General features: G+C 65.4%; 18 protein-coding genes and 1 pseudogene. 7 read left to right on the top strand and 12 right to left on the bottom strand.

Going from position 1 to position 18,497, the window contains the following annotated elements; genetic code table 11:
- Positions 1–273 precede the first annotated feature (273 nt).
- The 7 genes from IEV62_RS00005 to IEV62_RS00035 all read right to left on the bottom strand — a co-directional run bounded on the left by IEV62_RS00005 (position 274) and on the right by IEV62_RS00035 (position 6,067).
- Positions 274–564 carry a hypothetical protein gene (locus IEV62_RS00005; protein WP_188444722.1) on the bottom strand — a complete coding sequence of 97 codons (291 nt, stop codon included), beginning with the start codon at positions 562–564 and terminating at the stop codon, positions 274–276.
- Positions 561–1,112: a hypothetical protein gene (locus IEV62_RS00010; protein ID WP_188444723.1), complete on the bottom strand. Its 552-nt coding sequence runs from the start codon at positions 1,110–1,112 to the stop codon at positions 561–563. Before IEV62_RS00010 ends, IEV62_RS00005 begins: the two co-directional genes overlap by 4 nt.
- Positions 1,076–1,633 carry a hypothetical protein gene (locus IEV62_RS00015; RefSeq protein WP_188444724.1) on the bottom strand — a complete coding sequence of 186 codons (558 nt, stop codon included), beginning with the start codon at positions 1,631–1,633 and terminating at the stop codon, positions 1,076–1,078. The genes IEV62_RS00010 and IEV62_RS00015 overlap by 37 nt, the downstream gene beginning before the upstream one ends.
- A 51-nt stretch (positions 1,634–1,684) precedes the next feature.
- On the bottom strand, positions 1,685–3,361 hold the full coding sequence (locus tag IEV62_RS00020) for a putative bifunctional diguanylate cyclase/phosphodiesterase (RefSeq protein ID WP_188444725.1): 1,677 nt from the start codon (positions 3,359–3,361) through the stop codon (positions 1,685–1,687).
- Positions 3,362–3,430: 69 nt separating this feature from the next.
- Positions 3,431–4,060 (bottom strand): Smr/MutS family protein, encoded by a 630-nt coding sequence (locus IEV62_RS00025; RefSeq protein WP_188444726.1) that lies wholly within the window; start codon positions 4,058–4,060, stop codon positions 3,431–3,433.
- Positions 4,035–5,255 (bottom strand): murein transglycosylase A, encoded by a 1,221-nt coding sequence (gene mltA / locus IEV62_RS00030; RefSeq protein WP_507772839.1) that lies wholly within the window; start codon positions 5,253–5,255, stop codon positions 4,035–4,037. The genes IEV62_RS00025 and mltA overlap by 26 nt, the downstream gene beginning before the upstream one ends.
- A gap of 167 nt (positions 5,256–5,422) precedes the next feature.
- Positions 5,423–6,067, bottom strand: coding sequence for a Tim44/TimA family putative adaptor protein (locus tag IEV62_RS00035; protein WP_188444728.1), 645 nt, complete (start codon positions 6,065–6,067; stop codon positions 5,423–5,425).
- Between the two features lie 179 nt (positions 6,068–6,246).
- Here IEV62_RS00035 and secB point away from each other — a divergent pair, with 179 nt between their 5' ends.
- From secB to trpS, 3 genes are all read left to right on the top strand, one after another.
- Positions 6,247–6,759, top strand: a complete 513-nt coding sequence (gene secB, locus IEV62_RS00040; protein WP_188444729.1) for a protein-export chaperone SecB — start codon at positions 6,247–6,249, stop codon at positions 6,757–6,759.
- A gap of 170 nt (positions 6,760–6,929) precedes the next feature.
- Positions 6,930–8,522, top strand: a complete 1,593-nt coding sequence (murJ, locus tag IEV62_RS00045; protein ID WP_188444730.1) for a murein biosynthesis integral membrane protein MurJ — start codon at positions 6,930–6,932, stop codon at positions 8,520–8,522.
- A gap of 3 nt (positions 8,523–8,525) precedes the next feature.
- The gene (gene trpS / locus IEV62_RS00050) at positions 8,526–9,527 is read left to right on the top strand and encodes a tryptophan--tRNA ligase (RefSeq protein WP_188444731.1); all 1,002 of its coding nucleotides are present in this window, start codon (positions 8,526–8,528) and stop codon (positions 9,525–9,527) included.
- Here trpS and IEV62_RS00055 read toward each other — a convergent pair.
- From IEV62_RS00055 to mutM, 5 genes are all read right to left on the bottom strand, one after another.
- Positions 9,524–9,922 (bottom strand): PIN domain-containing protein, encoded by a 399-nt coding sequence (locus tag IEV62_RS00055; protein ID WP_188444732.1) that lies wholly within the window; start codon positions 9,920–9,922, stop codon positions 9,524–9,526. The genes trpS and IEV62_RS00055 overlap by 4 nt on opposite strands.
- On the bottom strand, positions 9,912–10,142 hold the full coding sequence (locus tag IEV62_RS00060) for an AbrB/MazE/SpoVT family DNA-binding domain-containing protein (RefSeq protein WP_188444733.1): 231 nt from the start codon (positions 10,140–10,142) through the stop codon (positions 9,912–9,914). The genes IEV62_RS00055 and IEV62_RS00060 overlap by 11 nt, the downstream gene beginning before the upstream one ends.
- A 50-nt stretch (positions 10,143–10,192) precedes the next feature.
- Positions 10,193–11,569 carry a chromosomal replication initiator protein DnaA gene (dnaA, locus tag IEV62_RS00065; protein ID WP_229732747.1) on the bottom strand — a complete coding sequence of 459 codons (1,377 nt, stop codon included), beginning with the start codon at positions 11,567–11,569 and terminating at the stop codon, positions 10,193–10,195.
- A gap of 518 nt (positions 11,570–12,087) precedes the next feature.
- On the bottom strand, positions 12,088–12,351 hold the full coding sequence (gene rpsT, locus IEV62_RS00070; protein WP_188444735.1) for a 30S ribosomal protein S20: 264 nt from the start codon (positions 12,349–12,351) through the stop codon (positions 12,088–12,090).
- Positions 12,352–12,455: 104 nt separating this feature from the next.
- A complete protein-coding gene (gene mutM / locus IEV62_RS00075) occupies positions 12,456–13,265 on the bottom strand; it encodes a bifunctional DNA-formamidopyrimidine glycosylase/DNA-(apurinic or apyrimidinic site) lyase (RefSeq protein WP_188444736.1) in 810 nt (269 codons plus the stop codon).
- A 281-nt stretch (positions 13,266–13,546) separates the two neighbouring features.
- Between mutM and IEV62_RS00080 the strand changes: the two genes are divergently transcribed.
- From IEV62_RS00080 to coaBC, 4 genes and pseudogenes are all read left to right on the top strand, one after another.
- Positions 13,547–14,314, top strand: coding sequence for a class I SAM-dependent methyltransferase (locus IEV62_RS00080; RefSeq protein ID WP_229732726.1), 768 nt, complete (start codon positions 13,547–13,549; stop codon positions 14,312–14,314).
- A gap of 114 nt (positions 14,315–14,428) precedes the next feature.
- Positions 14,429–15,964, top strand: a complete 1,536-nt coding sequence (gene ubiB, locus IEV62_RS00085) for a 2-polyprenylphenol 6-hydroxylase (protein WP_188444737.1) — start codon at positions 14,429–14,431, stop codon at positions 15,962–15,964.
- Between the two features lie 157 nt (positions 15,965–16,121).
- Complete coding sequence (locus IEV62_RS00090; RefSeq protein ID WP_188444738.1) at positions 16,122–17,228, top strand: glycosyltransferase family protein; 1,107 nt, start codon at positions 16,122–16,124, stop codon at positions 17,226–17,228.
- Positions 17,225–18,408: pseudogene (gene coaBC, locus IEV62_RS00095) on the top strand (bifunctional phosphopantothenoylcysteine decarboxylase/phosphopantothenate--cysteine ligase CoaBC). The gene IEV62_RS00090 and the pseudogene coaBC overlap by 4 nt, the downstream one beginning before the upstream one ends.
- Positions 18,409–18,497 lie beyond the last annotated feature (89 nt).

Below are 18,497 nucleotides of genomic sequence, written 5' to 3' on the forward strand. Positions count from 1 at the left end.
CAGTTCGTCGTGCGATACACAGGTGCGGCAGGTTTGGGCATCACGCCCATCTATCCCACTCGATTCCCTACGTGAATCCCCAACGTCAGTTTTGCAACAAAGCCTTTCCTAACCGTCAAGAATTCGCGAGAGATTGCAGGTGCAATGGAAGCGCACTTTCCGCGGTTGCAGCGGTACCACCGTGAGTTGCTCAAGCTGGGCCAAAACGTAGAGGGTGATCAAGCGAACTTGTAGCGGTTGTTTGCGCTGTTCCTTCGCTTTTTCCACCCGCCATCATCCCGCCACCGCCAACACCCGCACCGACCGAATGCTCCCCGTCGGAATGCGAATCACCCCCGACAGTCGCAGGGCATCCTCCTCCGCCCAGCCGGTCATGCTTGCAGCCAGCACGGCCGTTTCCCAATCGTCGCGGATGATCCAGCCGACCGACAGGCAATGCTCGATCTCGGCGACGTAGAGGTGCTCCGCGCTCGAGCAGCCATCGGTGGGGGCTGTGCTTTTCTCCCAGTCGATCAGAACCATGCGCGCAGTGAGGCGCGATTGCGGGGCCGACAAGTCGATCATTGCGCGTCCTCATCCCCGTCCTCGTTCGCATCGACGATCGTAGCGTGATCGGCCCCGTGCACGGCGCACCAGTCACGCCAGCCATCCTCGGTCGCCGCCGCCTGCCAAAGCGCCTGTGCGGCGGCGAGGTGATCGCGTGCCTGACGTTGCGCGGCGGCGCGCGCGGGTGCGCTGGGGCTTGCCGGGGACTGAAAGCCGATGCGCGGGCTTTTCGGGCTGGCGTGCGGCCGCAGTTGCGCGTCCTCGTCCCATGCCGCGTGCCGCACGTCGGCGAGCAGATCGCACATTGCGAGGAGCGGGATAGTGTCGTCGGTGGGGACTTGCGCTGCGTTATCCGCATGATCGATCGTGTGCTGTGCGCGGGCCCACAGCGCGCTGCACCGCTCCGCCGCGCCACCCAGGCACAGCATCAGTTCGATCTGCGTCAATTGGCGGACAACAAAGTCGGCGGCGGCGACATCGCCGCCCAGCCGCGCGCGGCGTTCGCCCTGCACTTTGGTCGCATAGAGGGTCAGCAAGGCGGCAAGATCATCGGCGCGCGCTTGCAATTGTGCCGGATCGGGGTTCGCCGCCGCTGCCGCGCGCTGCGCCTTGCAGACGGGGCAGTTCTCGGCGGCCTCGCGCGCGAGCGTGTCGGGAATTTTTTGGTACCCTGGCGCAGGCCGGCGCTGCCGTAGCGATCGGGCATGTGGTGCCGCAGAATGAACATCATCAAGCGTTCGTTGTAGGTGCGCTTCTCGCCGACCTGCTCGCCGCGCCAGAAGATCGGCACGGGCACGCCCTCGATCGGGCGATCGATCGCGAGGTCGGTCAGGCGTTGCAAGCCGTGATCGAGCGCGGCGCTCCACGCGGCGCGGAAACTGTCGGCACCGGGCTGACGGCGAAGGTAATAGGCGCCTTCGGCACTCATGTTGATGCGCTTGGCGGCGGCCTTGACCGAACCGGTTTCGGCGAGTGCAGCGATGAAGGCGCGCTGGCGCTCGGCGGTCCAGCCGTCATGGCGGTAGTTGCGCGGGAAGGGCTCGAAGTCGAGCGCCGGGGCGATGCAGGTGGGGACGCGGTTTTGCATGCGTCACGATTTAACCGATACGGTTCGTGTAGGACAGCGCCGCGGCGCGCTTTACCCCGCCGAGGCCCAACGGACCTCGCCCTTGCTCCACGAGATGAAGGCATCCTCGTCCATCGGGGCGGCAATCGCATAGCCCTGAATCACGTCGCAGCCGATGATCCGCAGGATTTCGGCCTGGGCGTGGCTCTCGATCCCCTCACCCACCGCTTCGCAGCCGAGACCGTGGATCAGCCCGATCACGGCATGCGCAATCGTGCGGGCGTCGGCGTCAACGGCAATGTGTTCGATCAGGCTGCGGTCGAGCTTGACGCGATCGATCGGCAAGCTGCGCAAGCGCGCGAGGTTGGAATAGCCGGTGCCGAAATCGTCGATCGCGATCGTCGCACCGTCGGCGCGGAGCTGGGCGATCGCCTCGATCACCTCGCTGCTGCAATGCATTGCCAGCGTTTCGCTGAGTTCGAGCTCGAGCAAATGCGCCGGCGCGGCGGCGGCGCGCATCGCCTCGCGCAGACGCCGGAAGAAGGTGGCATGGTCGAGCTCACGCGGCGAGACGTTGACGGCGAGACGCTGTTCGACCCCCATCCGGCCCCAGCGCGCGATCGTCTCGGCGACGGTTTGGACGACCCATTCGCCGATCTCGACGATCAGCCCGGTCTCCTCGGCGCGTTCGAGGAAGCTGCCGGGGAAGCGCAGGCCGTCACGCGGATGCCGCCAGCGCAGCAGCGCCTCGGCCGCCACGATCCGGCCGTCCTCGGCGGCGACTTGCGGCTGGAAGACGAGGGTAAATTCGTCGCGGTCGATCGCCTCGCGCAGGTCGCTTTCGAGGGTCGCGCGTTCGGCAATTTGCGCGGCGAGCGCTTCGCTGAAATGTTCGGCGCGACCACGGCCACTGGCCTTGGCATGATACATCGCAGCATCCGCGGCGCGCATCAGATCGGTTAACGATTCGCCATGTTGCGGGCGGAGCGCGATGCCGATCGACGCGCCGATCGTGACCTCGGTTCCCGACAGATCAAACGGCTCGGCGAGCGCGAACAAGATGCCACGCCCGATCCGCGCCGCCTCCGCGGAATCGGTAAGCGCGTTGAAAAAGATGGTAAATTCATCGCCCGCCAAACGCCCGATCAGCGGCGGCGGACTGCCGGGGGCGAACGCCACGCCATCGGCGACAGCGCGCAGCCGATTGGCGACCATGCCGAGCAGCATATCCCCGCAGGCATGCCCCATCGTATCGTTGACGGTCTTGAAGCGATCGAGATCGATGAAAAACAACGCGCCACCCGTGCCGAGCGGCGCCTCGGCGAGCAAGCGTTCGCAGGTGCGGCGAAAGTTGGTGCGGTTGGCAAGGCCGGTGACGGGATCGAACATGGCGAGGCGATGAACGCTGTCGAGATTGGCGTTCAACTGTTCGAACAGGCTGTGCATCGCATCGGCGAGTTGTGGCACGTTGGCGGCGATTTCCGGGGGAATCTCGCCGCTTAGATCACCCTGCGCAGCGCGGGAGAGACGCGCGATCGCCGCATCGATCGCGGCTGCCGTAGCGGAAATGCTGCGTTCCGCTGATGCCCAGCACATGGCAGCGCAAACCACCGCCGGGATCAGCGCGCGCGACACATTGGCGATGTCGACGCCGCCGCCCGAGGTCGCGATCAGCGCCAGGATGAACGCAACCGCCCCAGCACACATCGCGAACACGATCGCGCGGCTTTTCAGCGATACGTCGTCCATCGCGATGTCGCATGACTCCCACCCCCGAACAAAGTGCTCGGACCCAACGCAGACCATGCCAGCGAAAGGTTAAGATTTTCGCCAAAGCGCCGTTGGCATGCGCGGTTTTCTGAGGACGATGTACAGCGCCCCTGCTCCGCCATGGCGCGGATGCGCGGCCCGCACCGCCGCAATCGCCGCGGCGTGGCGCGAACCCGCCAGCCAGTCGCCGGTCGCGGCACGGATCGCACCACGGGCATGCGGCCGTTCACTGGTCGGGCGCGGCGGCTTGCCGGTGATGAGCAGGATCAACCGATTACCGTGCCGGATTGACGCATCGAGCGCGGCATCGAGCACATCGTGCGCCGAGTGGAGCGTGTGACCATGCAAATCGATCGTGCGGTCGGGCGAGACGAGCCCGCGCGAAAGTTGGCGGTCCCATGTGCCGTCGAGCGTGTTGGCGGGGGCGGACGGTGCGACTCTTGCATCGGTTCGCTTCGAGCGCAGTCGAGACGCCGCATCGGGCGCTGTTGCGAGCGTCGCGGGGCTAGCGCCCGGACGAAACGGTGTCTCGACGGTGCTCGAAACCAACGGTTTTTTGGGGGGGAGGCCGGTAGAAGCGCCCGCAACGGGCGCGCGGTGCCCGACCAACGGCCGTACGCCTGCCATGACGCGCGCCCAAAGCGCCGCTTCGTCAGGGCTGAGGGGACGCGTTCCCATCGGCCCTCTCACCGGACAAACGCGCCAGCGTGCCGACCGGCAGCAGCAGAAATGCGGCGCCATGCGCCGCCATGCCACCGGCGGTCGCCTCGGCATCGGCGCCTGCGCCCCAGAACGTATCGATCCGGTTTGCGCCCTTGATCGCGCCGCCTGTGTCCTGCACCACCCACAAACGGCTGGCATCGGCGCGGTCCATCGACAGCAGAACGGGCGCACCGAGCGGCACGAAATGCGGGTCGGCGGCGGCGCTGACGCCGCCCGTCACGGCAAGTCCGAGCGCACCGAGCGGGGGGCCGGATTGTTCGCGAAAGAAGACATAGCTTTTATTTTCGCGCATGATCTCATGGCCCTGTTCGGGGTGATCATGCAGCCATTGCACCAGGCCTTGCATCGAGCTTTGCCCCGGTGCCAACAGGCCGCGCTTTTTCATCAACGCGCCGATGCCGGTATAATCGCGCCCGTTCTGGCTGTCATAGCCAATCCGGATGACCGATCCGTCGGGCTGACGTAGCCGACCGGAACCCTGAATTTGCAGGAAGAACAGTTCGACCGGGTCGGCCGCCCAGGCAATGATCTGCGCGCGCCCGTCGAGCGTGCCCTGCTCGATCGCGGTGCGATCGTCATACGGCACGAAATTCTGGCCGACCACATGGCCGCGAATCCGCTTGCCCTTCAACGTATCGCTGAACGCGCCGAGATCGACTTCGACCAGATCGCGCGGGCGGGCGTAGATCGGGACGTCATAGCCGCTGCGCCGATCGCGCGACCCGCGAATTTCGGGTTCGTAATAGCCGGTGGCGAAGGCCTTGCCGTCGCCGGCTTGCACCGCTTCGAAATATTGCGCGAAAAACGCGCGCGCCTCGCCAGTGGGCACGGTGGCGGCGGCGGTGCAAGCCGGTGCCCAGTCGCTGCCGCGTGTCAGGCCCGAGAGATCGGAGCGGCGCTGGAGCGCGGCGCAGGAGGCGCGAAAGGCGGTGAGCGCGCGGGCGGCGACGGATTCATCGATCGGCAGCGTGTAAACCGGTGGGCCAGCGATCACGCCTGCGCTTGCCGCGGTCGCGGTGCCGGGGGCGACGGGCATGGCGGGTTGCGGGGCGATCGGTGTAGCGCGAACCGGAGTGCGCGCGGGCGCGGGGCGATATTGGTTCGGGCGCGCGACCTGACCACCGCCGCAGCCTGCGAGAAGCAAGGTCAATACTGCAACGGTTGCAGCACCCCATCCCCGACGAGCGCCGGGACCCGGTTGCCCATCAAATATCGCGTACAGCGCGCGCCAAATACCGGACCGCGCCTGGGCCTCGGCCTTCGCCGGGGAAGGGGCAGACGATAACATTCCGACCGAAACCGCCCGCAGCACGCGCGTTACACTTCGTCGGTGTCGGCGAGTTTCCAGTTCGGATCCTTGCTCTTCAGCGTCCGCGCGAAGGTCCAGATGTCGTGCGTCTCGACCGCGTCGGTCATCGACCCGGCGATCACGACACTCTCACCATCGCGCGTGACGGCAGCGATATCGGCATCGAACCGCACCGTGATCCGCGCCATTTTCCCTTCGAGCGATGCGTCGGTGATGATCGCATGCTCAATCGAGACAAGACGGTTGTCGAGGACGTGACCCGCAGTGTTGCGCGCCAGGATCGCTTGCGTGAAGGCATCGCGCACCTCATCCTCGGCGAGCCAGCCGAGCTGTTCTTCGTCGCCCTTCCAAAAGGCCTCAAGGATCATGCGATAGGCCGACTGCGCGCCTTCGAGAAAGCGCGCGACATCGAAGGACGAATCGGCAGCGATGATCGCGCGAATTCCCGCCTCGGCCTTGGGCTCCACCGAGCGGCCAACCGGCTCGCGCGCTTCCGCAATCGCCTCGATCGGGCGTTGCACCACGGTTAGCGGCGCACGGTCCTCGGCCGGTTTGGGAAGCGGCTGCTCATGCCCCGTGCGCTTACCGAGCACACGGTAGAGCTGCAACGCCATGAAACCGGCCACCATTGCGAGAATTACAACTAGGAACACTTAGCCTCCGGTCCGTCCTGCGAGCTCGCTACATAGGCGTAACGGGTCGCGGATTCAAATGATGCGATCGCATCTTGTGCGGCGGGCCGTGTTGAACTCGGCTTCACCCCCTGCTAGGCGCGCGCCTTCGACGACGGCGCATAGCCGTGGCTATACGGACAGGAATAGGACGAAGTTCCATGAGCGAGCAGGACGACGGCACGATTAGCACCGATGGCATGAGCGCACCGCTCGCCAATGGCGAGGATACCGCACCCGCGGCAGGGCTGATCTCGCAATATGTGAAGGACTTGTCGTTCGAAAATCCGAACGCACCGGCGATTTATCAGAACCAGATCCCCCCCGCGATCGACGTGCAATTCAACATCGCATCGGCGCAGGTCGGGGAGGATGTCTATGAAATCGTGCTGCGGATCGAGGTTAAGGCCGAGGCCGAGGGCACCGTCGCGTTCCTGGTCGACCTGTCTTATGCTGGCTTGTTCGGGCTGCGCAACTTCCCGGCCGAGCATCTCCAGCCGTTCTTGCTGGCCGAAGCCCCGCGCCTGATCTTCCCGTTCGCGCGCCGCGTGCTAGCCGATGCGATTCGCGACGGCGGCTTCCCGCCGCTGATGCTCGAGCCGATCGATTTCGGCGGGGCGTTCATGGCGCAGCAGGAATCGGGCGACGTGATGGGGACGATCGGGACGGCGTAAATTCGGGTCCGCCCGACGTTGGTTCTCCCGCGAAAGCGGGAGTCCAGAGCCGCAAGCGCGCCGCCCGTAACTCTGGACTCCCGCTTTCGCGGGAGAACACGCTGGGGATTCCTGCTTTCGTGGGAAAACAGGCTAGATTGAAGGACGGGTCGAAACCGCATGTGTCGCCGATGAACCTCGTCAAATCGCTCAGCTCAGTGGGGGGCCTGACGCTGGTCAGCCGCATCCTCGCCTTGCTGCGCGATTCGCTGGCGGCGCGCTATGTCGGCGCGGGGTTTGCCTCGGACGCGTTCAACGGCGTCGCGTTCCGGCTGCCCAACATGTTCCGCGCGTTATTCGCCGAAGGCGCGTTCTCGGCCGCGTTCATCCCGATGTTCAACAAAAAGGCGGCCGGGCCCGACGGCATCGCGGGCGGGTACGTCTTTGCCGAGCGCGCGTTGGCGGTGCTCTTGCCGGTGTTGATCGTCTTCACCGTGGCGTTGTTGCTGGCGGCGTATCCGATCACGTGGCTGCTGTCGGGCGGATTTGCGCGGCAGAACCCGACCGAGGCGCAATTTGCCTTTGCAGTGATGCTGTCGCGGATCACTTTGCCCTATCTCGCGCTGATTTCGCTGGCATCGCTGCTCGGCGGGATCCTCAATTCGCTCGACAAATTCTGGATCAATGCCGCGGCCCCGATCCTGCTCAACCTCGCGATGATCGGCGGGCTGTGGTTCTTCCACGGTGCCAATGAATATGACACCGCGCGGGTGCAGGCGATTTCGGTGACGGTGGGCGGCGTGCTGCAGCTCCTCTGGCTGATCTGGGCGTGTCATCGCGCCGGGGTCGACATGCGGCTGCGGATGCCGCGGCTCGACGCGGATGTGCGCGAGATGTTGCGGCTGATCGTGCCGGCCGCCGCGGGAGCTGGCGCAGCGCAGATCAATCTGCTGATCTCGACTTCGCTCGCCGGGAGCTTGCTCGCTTCGGGATCGATCACGTACATTTATTATGCCGACCGGCTGAACCAGCTTCCGCTCGGGCTGATCGGCATTGGCCTCGGCACGATCCTGCTGCCGACGATTTCGAAATTGCTGTCGACCGGCCAGGAAGAGGCCGCGATGGACACGCAGAATCGCGGGATCGAGCTCGCGCTGTTCCTCACCCTGCCCGCCACCGTCGCCTTCATGATCGCGGCCGAACCGATCGTGCGCGGGCTGTTCCAGTATGGCCTGTTCACGCCCGAGGATGCGCGCAAATGCGGCTGGGCGCTCAGCGCGTTTTCGATCGGGCTGCCGTCCTACGTGCTCGTCAAGGTCCTGACGCCGGGCTATTATGCGCGGGGCGATACGCGGACGCCGGTGCGCTTCGCGATGCTGTCGATTGTCGTGAATATCGTCGGCAATCTCATCATGATCCCGTGGATCGGTCATGTCGGCCCGCCGCTTGCCACCGCGCTCGCCTCGACCGTCAACGTCGCGATGCTGTACCGCACGCTGGCGAAGCGCGGGCATTTCGTGGCGGATGCGCAGTTGCGGCGGCGCGTGCCGCGTCTCGCGCTGGCGGCGGTGCTGATGGGGGCGACGGTGTTCGCGTGCAAACAGTTGCTCGATCCGTATCTCGGCGGGCCGCTCGTGTACCGCTATGCGGCGCTAGGGGTGCTGGTCGGCGCGGGGATGGCGATCTATGTCGTCGCTTGTTTTCTGACGCGCGCGTACCGTATTGCCGATCTTACGGCATTGATCCGCAAACGCGGTGCCACCTCAAAACCCGTTCAGGAATAACCCATGCGCGTCGTCTCCGGCATCCAGCCCACCGGCAACCTCCACCTCGGCAATTATCTCGGCGCGACCAAGCAGTGGGTCGCGATGCAGGACTCCATGGCGGCAGACGACGAATGCCTGTTCTTCCTGGCCGATCTGCACGCGCTGTCGCAGCCGGTCGTGCCCGCCGATCTCAACGCGCACACCACCGAAATGGCCGCCACGCTGCTGGCGTGCGGGATCGACCCGACGCGCGCGATCCTGTTCAACCAGGCCCGCGTGCCCGCACATAGCGCGCTGCACTGGATCCTCGGCGGCACCGCGCGGATGGGATGGCTCAGCCGCATGACGCAGTGGAAGGACAAGGCCGGCAAGAAGGGCGAGACCCAGAGCGTCGGGCTGTTCACCTATCCCGTGCTGCAGGCGGCCGACGTTTTGCTCTATCAGGCGACGCACGTGCCGGTGGGCGAGGACCAGAAGCAGCATCTCGAACTGGCGCGCGACATCGCGGTGAAGTTCAACAGCGATTATGGCGATACGTTCGTCCTGCCCGAGCCGTTCATTTCCAAGGCGGCGCCGCGCATCATGAGCTTGCGCGATGCGAGCGTGAAAATGTCGAAGTCCGACCCGAGCGATGCGTCGCGGATCAATTTGGTCGATTCGGACGAGCTGATCGCGGGCAAATTTCGCAAGGCCAAATCGGACGCCGATGGCCTGCCGGGTGAGCTTGCCGGGCTTGCCGAGCGGCCCGAGGCGAAGAACCTCGTGATGATTTATGCAGCCCTCGCGGGCAGCACGCCCGATGCGGTGCTGGCGGCGTTTGCCGGACAAGGCTTTGGCGCGTTCAAGCCCGCGCTTGCCGATCTGGCGGTGGCAACGCTCTCCCCGATCCGGGAGCGGCTGACGGCGTTGCTGGGCGACCGCGCGGCGGTGAACGGCGTGCTGGCCGACGGCGCGGCGCGGGCGGGCGTGCTGGCGGCCCCAACGCTGGCGAAGGTGCAGGCAGCGGTGGGGTTGCAGGTCTAAACGAACGGATTGCGGATCGTCAGCCGGCCGTCGATGACCAAGCCGTCGTGCATGTCCTCCGACCACAGGGTGTCGCAATCGGTCTGAAGGGCGGCACCAATGATCGCACAATCGTAAAAGGCAAAGCGGTACCGCTCGCGAACCCAGAGCGCTGTTTCATGGATTTCGACGGAGACCGGGACCGTATGCAGAGCGGAGCGAATTCCGGCGAGGAACTGCTCCAGTTGCGCCATCGTCATCCCGAATTTACGAAGTCCGACATTGGCGATTTCGTTGAGAACCTGCACGCTGATGACGCCACCGTGTGACAGCAGATCTTCGGCGCGATCCGCCTTACGGGAAGTTCCGTCGGCCAAATAGAGCGGAACATTACTGTCGAAAAAGCTACCGGGCATTGGCCTCTTCGCGGTCGAACTTGAAATCGGCCGGCATCATACCGCGAAATTTACGAAGACCGCGTATCGCTTCCTCAGGTGTCATCTTTCGAGCGATCCGAAGCGAACCGTCAAACTGCACGCGAACGTCGAGTTCCTGCCCCAATTCGAGCGCAAGCGCCTCGACCATCTCCTTGGGCAAACGCACTGCGAAACTATTGCCCCATTTCGACAGCTGCATGACGAGTCTCCGGATATACGAAATAGCATATCGTATATCCGGTCGGCACGCTACCCCTCGAGCTCGCGCAACAACACCCGCACCGCGGTGTCGATCTCGCGATCCTTGTCGCGGAGTTCCTCGATCCGGCGGACAGCGTGGATGACGGTCGAATGATCGCGCCCGCCGAATTTGCGGCCGATTTCGGGGAGCGAGCGCGTCGTCAAGCGCTTGGCGAGGTACATCGCGATCTGGCGCGGGCGCGCGACCACGACGGCGCGGCGCGCCGAGACGAGATCGACCGGCTTCAGCTCGAAATGCGCCGAGACCGCCTTCTGGATCTCGTCGATCGTCACGCGGCGTTCGGCACCGCGCAGCACATCGCCGAGCGTCGCCACCGCGAATTCCAGATCGATCGGGCTTTCGGTCAGCTGCGCATAGGCAACGACGCGGTTGAGCGCGCCTTCGAGATCGCGGATGTTCGCGGTGATCCGCGCGGCGAGCAAATCGAGCACCTCGGCGGGCACCGTCACGCCGGGCATGTCGGCAAGCTTGCGGGTCAGCACCGCGCGACGCAGCGCGAGATCGGGTGTCTTGATATCGGCGACCAGGCCGCACGACAGCCGCGAGGTGATTCGCGCCTCGACCCCGTCGAGCCCCTGCGGGCAGCGGTCAGCGGAAATGACGAGGCGTTTGCCCGCACCCATCACTTCATTCATCGTGTGGAAGAATTCTTCCTGCGTCGAATCCTTGCCGGCGATGAATTGCAGATCGTCGATCAGCAGCAGATCGGCCGACCGCAGCCGCAGCTTGAAGCTGTGCGTGTCGCGGCTGCGCAGCGCCGACACGAAATCGAACATGAACCGCTCGGCCGACATGAGCAGCACGCGCGCCGCGGGCACCGCGTCGAGATAGGCGGCACCGATTGCGTGCATCAAATGCGTCTTGCCCTGCCCTGTTCCCGAATGGAGGAAGAGCGGGCTGAAGCGCGGTACGCCGGGTTCGGCCAGCGCCCGCGCGGCGTTGAAGGCGACACGGTTCGAGGCATCGACGACGAAGCGGTCGAAGGTGAAGCGCGCGTCGAGCGGCGGTCGCGCCGCGATCGTCACCACGGCAGCGGGTTCAGCAGGTTCGGCGGGGGCAGGAAGCGATTCGACCGTGAGCACCGGCGTTGACGCCGCGGCGAGCCCGGTCTCGATCGTCACGCTGTGGACACCGGGCAATTGGGCGCGGAATTCCTGCAGCAAGCGATCGGCATAATGGTTGCGGACCCAATTGGTCATAAACGCCGAGGGCAACGTGAGTCGCACGGCACCCTGCTCTGGCGAGGGTGCCAGCGCCATCGGCTTTAGCCACTGATCGAACAGGCGTGCCCCAGCCGATTCGCGAAGATGCGCCCGCACCGTGGCCCATGCACGGGCGACGGTATCGTCCTGCGAACCGTCGATCCGGCTCCCGCTCCTGCGATTGGCGATCGTGACTGCCTCCCCTTCATTCCACACGCCGACACCAAACCCTTGTTTTAAAAGACGTTTCACTCGCGAAACGTACATGGAGAAATGCACACGGCTCCCCATAGCCGGAATCACGGTCCGTCTGACTTTGCCATTCGAAATGAGTCGCGAGACGATCGTCTGCGCGGCGGAGGGCCAGTTATGAAGATCGCAGCGAGTCGGGCAAGAGCCAGAGCTGTCAGATTTTTGAAATAATCCGGTTGACTCGCATTTGCCCGCAGATTCACGTCAAAAAACTTATAAGCTACGGAAATTACATAGATTTTATCGTTACACTTCCGTGAACTTTATGCGAATCGCGAGGAATCCGCGACTTACGGCCCGTCCCGCAAAAAGGGGTTCGCAGAACGTTCTGAGACCGACCGGATCGGCCAGAAAAATACGACGCGGACGACAAAAAGCCCGCCGGACCTCCGTCCGACGGGCGATGGAGCGTCATTCTTACCGCAGGGTCAGGCCAGCGCGGAGAGGCGCTTGGTCAGTCGCGAGAATTTGCGGCTTGCCGTGTTCTTGTGCAGCACGCCCTTGGCGACGCCACGCATCAGCTCAGGCTGGACTTGTGCCATCGCAGCCGTTGCCGCAACCTTGTCGCCCGCTTCCAGCGCGCTCTCGGCCTTCTTGACGAAGGTGCGGATGCGACCGGTGCGGTTGCCGTTCACGATGGTCCGCGCGGCGTTGCGACGGATACGCTTTTTCGCCTGTGGCGTGTTCGCCATGAAGCCCTCTGATTCTGTAAATAAGAAAGGGCGGGAGTTACCTCCCGGCCCCGGAAGCAGTGCGCCTTAGCGAGAAGCGCTGCGAGGGTCAACTGGCCCCGCGGTCATCGCTGACATTTCGGACACCAAAAGGTCGATCGCCCACCCTCGGCATAGCGCGCGACAGCGCCGCCGCAGCCGCACGGCTGCCCTTCGCGGCCATAGACCGCGAATTGCTTCGAGAAATAGCCGAGTTCGCCGTCGGGGCGGACATAATCGCGCAAGCTCGATCCCCCCGCTTCGATCGCCGCGAGCAAAACGCTGCGAATCGCCGGCACGAGTCGGTCGAGCCGCGCGCGCGACAGCGTCCCTGCGGCCTGCTTGGGCGCGATGCCCCCGAGGAACAGCGCCTCGCACACATAGATGTTGCCGAGCCCTGCGACGATTCGCTGATCGAGCAGCATCAGCTTGATCGACGCGATCCGCCCCGCCAGCGCGGTGTGGAGATAGCCAGCGGTCAGGCCGGGCCCGAGCGGTTCGGGGCCGAGCGTTTTGAACGCGGGAAAGTCGGCGAGCGATGCGGTCGGCACCAGATCGACCGAGCCGAAGCGGCGCGCATCGTTGAGCGCGAGGCGTTGCGTGGGGGTTTCGAGGATCAAATGGTCGTGCTTCAGCAGTTCAGCCGGATCGACGCGCCAGCGCCCCGACATGCCGAGGTGAAAGATCATCGTGTCGCCGCGATCGGTCGCGATCAGCCCGTATTTCGCGCGGCGGCTGAGGCCGGTCACGGTCGCGCCGGTCAGCCGCTGGCCCAGGTCGTCCGGGAAGGGTCGCCGCAAATCAGGGCGACGCAGTTGCACGCGCGTAATGCGCTGCCCTTCGAGCACGGGGGTCAGCCCGCGCACGGTGGTTTCGACTTCGGGAAGTTCAGGCATCCCGCATCCCTGCCCTCTTCCCGCCTCCCCGCGCAAGCGGCTACCCAAACAGGCAAACCGGGACGGAGCCCTTGTGCGGCACCGTGCGCCGACCACGGTCGAGGCTCCTATTCTTCGCGTCCTCCGCGCCTCTGCGCGAAAAAAAAGGATTTGGTTCGCGCAGAGGCGCGGAGGACGCGGAGAAGACGAAAGGACGATGCCGCTCACGCGGAAATGTGAGAATTCGACGCAGTCGCTACGCGATGGTTTGCGTGGGCGCGCGGCTCGGCTAGAGTCGGGGTATGACCGACCCAATGATCGCCGCACTCCCGGGCAAGGCCGCCGACACCGTTTCCTTCGGTTACGAAGATATCCCCGCCACCGACAAGACGGCGCGGGTCGGCGGAGTCTTTTCGAGTGTCGCGCGCAGCTATGACATCATGAACGACGCGATGTCCGGCGGGGCGCACCGGCTGTGGAAGGACCGTTTCGTGCGCCGCGTAAAGCCACGCGCCGGCGAACAGATCCTCGATATGGCCGGCGGCACCGGCGACATCGCCTTTCGCCTTGCCGAATCGGGGGCAAGCGTGACGGTTGCCGATATCAATCCGCAAATGCTCGAAGTCGGGATGGACCGTGCGGCGAAGCGCGGGATTGACGGTCTGGTGTGGACCGAAGCGAATGCCGAGATGCTGGCGTTCCCCGACCGCTTCTTCGATGGCTATACGATCGCCTTCGGCATCCGCAACGTCACCGACATCCCCAAGGCGCTGAGCGAGGCGCACCGCGTGCTGCGCCGCGGCGGACGGTTCTATTGCCTCGAATTCTCGACGACTTTGTGGCCGGGCTTTGCCGAGGTGTACGATACATATTCGCACAAGGTCGTCCCCAAGCTCGGCAAATTGCTTGCGCAGGATGAGGACAGCTATCGCTATCTGATCGAATCGATCCGGCGTTTTCCCGACATGCCGACCTTCGAAGGCATGATCCGCGATGCCGGGTTCGTGCAGACCGGGGTCGAGCCGATGCTCGGCGGGCTGGTCGCGATTCATTCGGGGTGGAAGATCTAATCTCCCCTCCCGCTTGCGGGAGGGGTTGGGGGAGGGCATGGCCGACACAATGAACGTCGTAATGTATTCACAGTCCCTCCCCCAGCCCCTCCCGCGAGCGGGAGGGGAGCAGTAGTGACCGCTCCCGCAATCCATCTCTGGCGGCTCCTGAAATGGGGACGCATCCTCGCGCGGCATGGGGCGCTGCGCGGGATCGAGCGTGACCCGAACACGCCGACTCCGCTCCGCCGCCTCGCCCGGATCGCGCGGATCGGCGCGCGCGTACCCGTGGTGCCGCGCTATGCCGATGCGTTGCAGGCGATCGGCCCCGCCGCGATCAAGTTCGGCCAGACGCTGGCGACGCGGCCCGATATCGTCGGCGAATCCGCATCGGCCGATCTGATGCGGCTGCAGGATACGCTGCCGCCCGTTCCGTACGAGACGATCCACGCCGCGATGACGCGCGCGTTCGGGCGTGATCCAGCCGAGCTGTTCCAATCGATCGATCCAGTGCCGGTTGGTGCCGCCTCGATCGCGCAAGTCCATCGCGGCATCACCACCGACGGCCGCACCGTCGCGATCAAGGTGCTGCGCCCCGGCGTCGAGGAAGATTTCGCCCGCGCGATCGACACCTATCAGTGGGCGGCGGCGCAAGTCGAAGGCTATGGCGGCGAAATCGCGCGGCTGCGCCCGCGTCTGGTGATCGAGACGTTCAAACGCTGGACCGCGCGCGAACTCGATTTGCGGCGGGAGGCGGCATCGGCGTCCGAACTCGCCGATGCGATGGCCGCCGAGCCCGATTTCCTCGTGCCCGCGATCGATTGGCAGCGCACTGCGGGCAAGGTGCTGACGCTCGAATGGATTGACGGGATCAAGCTGTCGAACCGCGATGCGCTGGTCGCCGCCGGGTATGACATGCAAAAGCTGGCCGACACGCTCGTCCACGCCTTCCTGCGCCAGGCGATCGCCGAGGGGTTTTTCCACGCCGACATGCATCAGGGCAATTTGTTCGCATTGCCCGGCAACAAGATCGCCGCGATCGATTTCGGAATCATGGGGCGGATCGACCGGCGCGCGCGGGTGTGGCTGGCGGAGATTCTCTACGGGCTGATTACCGGCAATTATAAGCGCGTCGCCGAAATCCATTTCGAGGCGGGCTATGTCCCGGCGCACCACAGCGTCGCCGAATTCGCGACCGCGCTGCGGGCGGTGGGGGAACCGATGCGCGGCATGTCGGTCAAGGACATGTCGATCGGGATGATGCTTGACGGGCTGTTCAACATCACGCGCGATTTCGACATGCAGACCCAGCCGCATCTGTTGTTGCTGCAAAAGACGATGGTGATGGTCGAGGGGGTGGCAACGAGCCTCGATCCCGATATCAATTTGTGGGACGCGGCAGCCCCGTTCGTGCGCGAATGGATCCGCACCGAGCTTGGGCCCGAGGCGGCGGTGGCCGACCGGCTGGTCGAGGATTTCCGTACGCTCGCGCGGCTGCCCGAGCTGATCCGCAATATCGAGCGCCGCTTCCCCAACCCGCCGGGCGCGCCGCCCGAACCGCCCTTGCGGGAGATCGAGGTGGTGCGGATCGGCGGCGGGTGGCGTTATGTTGCGGTGTCGCTGGTGAGCGCGGCGGCGAGTTTGGGGATCGGGTGGATGTTGTGGGGGTGAAGAGGCCCTCCCTCGAGCACTACGGCCCTTCCCCGGCAAAGGCCGGGGCCCAGTGGCGAAGGCCGAGGAAGCGAAGCGCTGGCGACGATAACGCCTGTGCCGCAGCTGGGCCCCGGCCTTTGCCGGGGAAGGATGCGCTCAACGAGTTCGACGCATTATGACCCTCTGGCTCGCCCTCCCCTCGCGCTATGCGGGACTCAAGCCGCAAGCCGCGCGGTTCGCGCTTGCGCTGCTCGCGCTGTTGCTGGCCGCCACGTTGCTGGCGCTCACCAGCCCCGGCCCGCCGCCGGTCAGCCTCGATCCCGCGGCCCGCGCGGAAAATCAGGCGGATGTCGTGCTGTACGAAACGATCGTGCAAGGGATTCGCGGCGGGGGCGATTATTATTCGGTGACCGCGCGGGCGCTCCGCAACGGCGATTACCCGATGCGCCCGTTCGTGACCTTCCGGCTGCCGACGCTGGCGGTGGTGCAGGCCGCTTTGCCGCGCAGCGTGACGATTGGGCTGCTCTATGCGCTGACGGTCGGAGTGCTGCTGGCGTGGTACGCGCGATTGCGACCCGCCTTTGCCCGCACCCCGCCGCGACTGATCGCGATGGCGCTGCTGTGCGGCGGGCTGATCGCGTTCGTGCAGGGTGCGCTCGCCAGTTTCCATGAAGTGTGGGCGGGCCTGCTGATCGCGCTGTCGCTGGCGGTGCGGCGCGAGGATAAATGGGTCGAGGCGGTCGCAATCGGGCTGATCGCGATGCTGATCCGCGAGACCGCCGCACTCTATGTCGGGGTAATGGCGGTGCTGGCGTTTGCAGAGGGCAACCGGAAGGAAGCCGCTGGCTGGGCGGTGGCGGTGGCGATCTTCGCAGCGGTCGTCGCGTTCCACGCGCATGCCGTGGCGCAAGTGATCCAGCCGACCGATCCGGCATCACCAGGCTGGGCCGGGCTGCTCGGCTTCGGCTTCTTCGTGAAGACGATGCAACTGTCGACCGCGCTCGACCTCGCGCCGCTGTGGCTGGCCGCGCCGCTCGTCGGACTAGCGCTGTTCGGCTGGTCAGCGTGGAACAGTCCGCTCGCGCTGCGCGGGCTGGCGATCTTCGCGGTCTATGCCGCGTTGCTCGGGCTGTTCGGGCGGACCGACACCTTCTATTGGGGGCTGATGATCGCGCCCACGCTCCTGATCGGTCTTGCCTTTGCACCCGATGGCGTGCGCGACCTTGTCGCCGCCGCGCGTACGCCGCGCCGCAAAATCACGATCACGCGGGTGACGAGATGAAAATCCTACTGATCGTCGGTGGTGGGATCGCGGCGTATAAGGCGTGCGAGCTGATCCGCTTGTGCCGCAAGGCCGGGATCGAGGTCACGTGTGTGCTGACTGCGGGTGGCGCGCATTTCATCACGCCAATGACGCTTGCGGCGCTGTCGGAGCATCAGGTCTACACCTCGCTGTGGGATCTCAAGGATGAAGCCGAGATGGGGCATATCCAGCTCAGCCGCGCGGCCGATCTGGTCGTCATCGCCCCCGCCACCGCCGATTTGCTGGCCAAAATGGCGGCTGGGATCGCCGATGATCTCGCGACGACGTTGCTGCTGGCGACCGACAAGCCCGTGTTGGCCGCACCGGCGATGAACGTGCGGATGTGGCAGCATGCCGCGACGCGCCGCAACGTGGCGACGTTGCGCGGCGACGGCGTGACCGTGCTCGAGCCCGACGAAGGCGCGATGGCGTGCGGCGAGTTCGGACCCGGCCGCTTGCCCGAGCCAGCGGCGATTCTCGCGGCGATCGCGGCGGCGTTGGCCAAGTGATGGCCGACGCGACTGGCTTGGAAGAAACGCATATCCTCGTCACCGCCGGGCCGACGCATGAGCCGATCGATCCGGTGCGCTATCTCGCCAATCGTTCCTCGGGGAAGCAGGGCTTTGCGATTGCCGCCGCGCTGGCACGGCTCGGCGCGCGGGTGACGTTGATTGCGGGGCCGGTGACGCTCGATACGCCCGAGGGGGTGACGCGGATCGATGTCGAGACCGCGCTCGAGATGCAGGCCGCGGTCGAGGCTGCCCTCCCCGCCGATGCCGCCATCATGGTCGCAGCGGTCGCCGACTGGCGTGTGGAAGGCGCGGGGCAGAAGATCAAGAAAGGCGCAGGCGGCCCACCGGTCCTGCACCTCGTCGAAAATCCCGACATCCTCGCCGGGCTTGCGCGCAGCCCGCTGCGGCCGCGTCTGCTGATCGGGTTCGCGGCGGAGACCGAGCATGTGATCGACCACGCGACCGCCAAGCGCGCGCGCAAGCAGGTCGACTGGATCGTCGCCAATGACGTGTCCGGCGACGTGATGGGCGGCGCGGCGAACACCGTCCACATCGTCACCGCCAACGGCGTCGAAAGCTGGGAGCGGATGCCGAAGGACGCGGTTGCCGCGCGGCTGGCCGAGCGGATTGCTGCTGCGCTGCGTTAGCCACCAACCCCGCGCTACCACTCGGCACCACGATTACGACCAAGTTCGCATCGATCGCACTTTCCGGTTCCCTTCGGCCAAAAACCCAA

It is taken from the genome of Sphingomonas psychrolutea (assembly GCF_014636175.1).
Lineage (GTDB): Bacteria > Pseudomonadota > Alphaproteobacteria > Sphingomonadales > Sphingomonadaceae > Sphingomonas > Sphingomonas psychrolutea.

Excerpts from the sequence above, each read along its gene's own strand:
- rpsT (WP_188444735.1), bottom strand. The coding sequence starts at position 12,351 with ATGGCGAACACGCCACAGGCGAAAAAGCGTATCCGTCGCAACGCCGCG.
- murJ (WP_188444730.1), top strand. The coding sequence starts at position 6,930 with ATGAACCTCGTCAAATCGCTCAGCTCAGTGGGGGGCCTGACGCTGGTC.
- IEV62_RS00060 (WP_188444733.1), bottom strand. The coding sequence starts at position 10,142 with ATGCAGCTGTCGAAATGGGGCAATAGTTTCGCAGTGCGTTTGCCCAAG.
- IEV62_RS00080 (WP_229732726.1), top strand. The coding sequence starts at position 13,547 with ATGACCGACCCAATGATCGCCGCACTCCCGGGCAAGGCCGCCGACACC.
- trpS (WP_188444731.1), top strand. The coding sequence starts at position 8,526 with ATGCGCGTCGTCTCCGGCATCCAGCCCACCGGCAACCTCCACCTCGGC.
- IEV62_RS00005 (WP_188444722.1), bottom strand. The coding sequence starts at position 564 with ATGATCGACTTGTCGGCCCCGCAATCGCGCCTCACTGCGCGCATGGTT.
- IEV62_RS00015 (WP_188444724.1), bottom strand. The coding sequence starts at position 1,633 with ATGCAAAACCGCGTCCCCACCTGCATCGCCCCGGCGCTCGACTTCGAG.
- IEV62_RS00090 (WP_188444738.1), top strand. The coding sequence starts at position 16,122 with ATGACCCTCTGGCTCGCCCTCCCCTCGCGCTATGCGGGACTCAAGCCG.
- secB (WP_188444729.1), top strand. The coding sequence starts at position 6,247 with ATGAGCGAGCAGGACGACGGCACGATTAGCACCGATGGCATGAGCGCA.
- IEV62_RS00025 (WP_188444726.1), bottom strand. The coding sequence starts at position 4,060 with ATGGGAACGCGTCCCCTCAGCCCTGACGAAGCGGCGCTTTGGGCGCGC.
- IEV62_RS00020 (WP_188444725.1), bottom strand. The coding sequence starts at position 3,361 with ATGGACGACGTATCGCTGAAAAGCCGCGCGATCGTGTTCGCGATGTGT.
- mutM (WP_188444736.1), bottom strand. The coding sequence starts at position 13,265 with ATGCCTGAACTTCCCGAAGTCGAAACCACCGTGCGCGGGCTGACCCCC.
- IEV62_RS00055 (WP_188444732.1), bottom strand. The coding sequence starts at position 9,922 with ATGCCCGGTAGCTTTTTCGACAGTAATGTTCCGCTCTATTTGGCCGAC.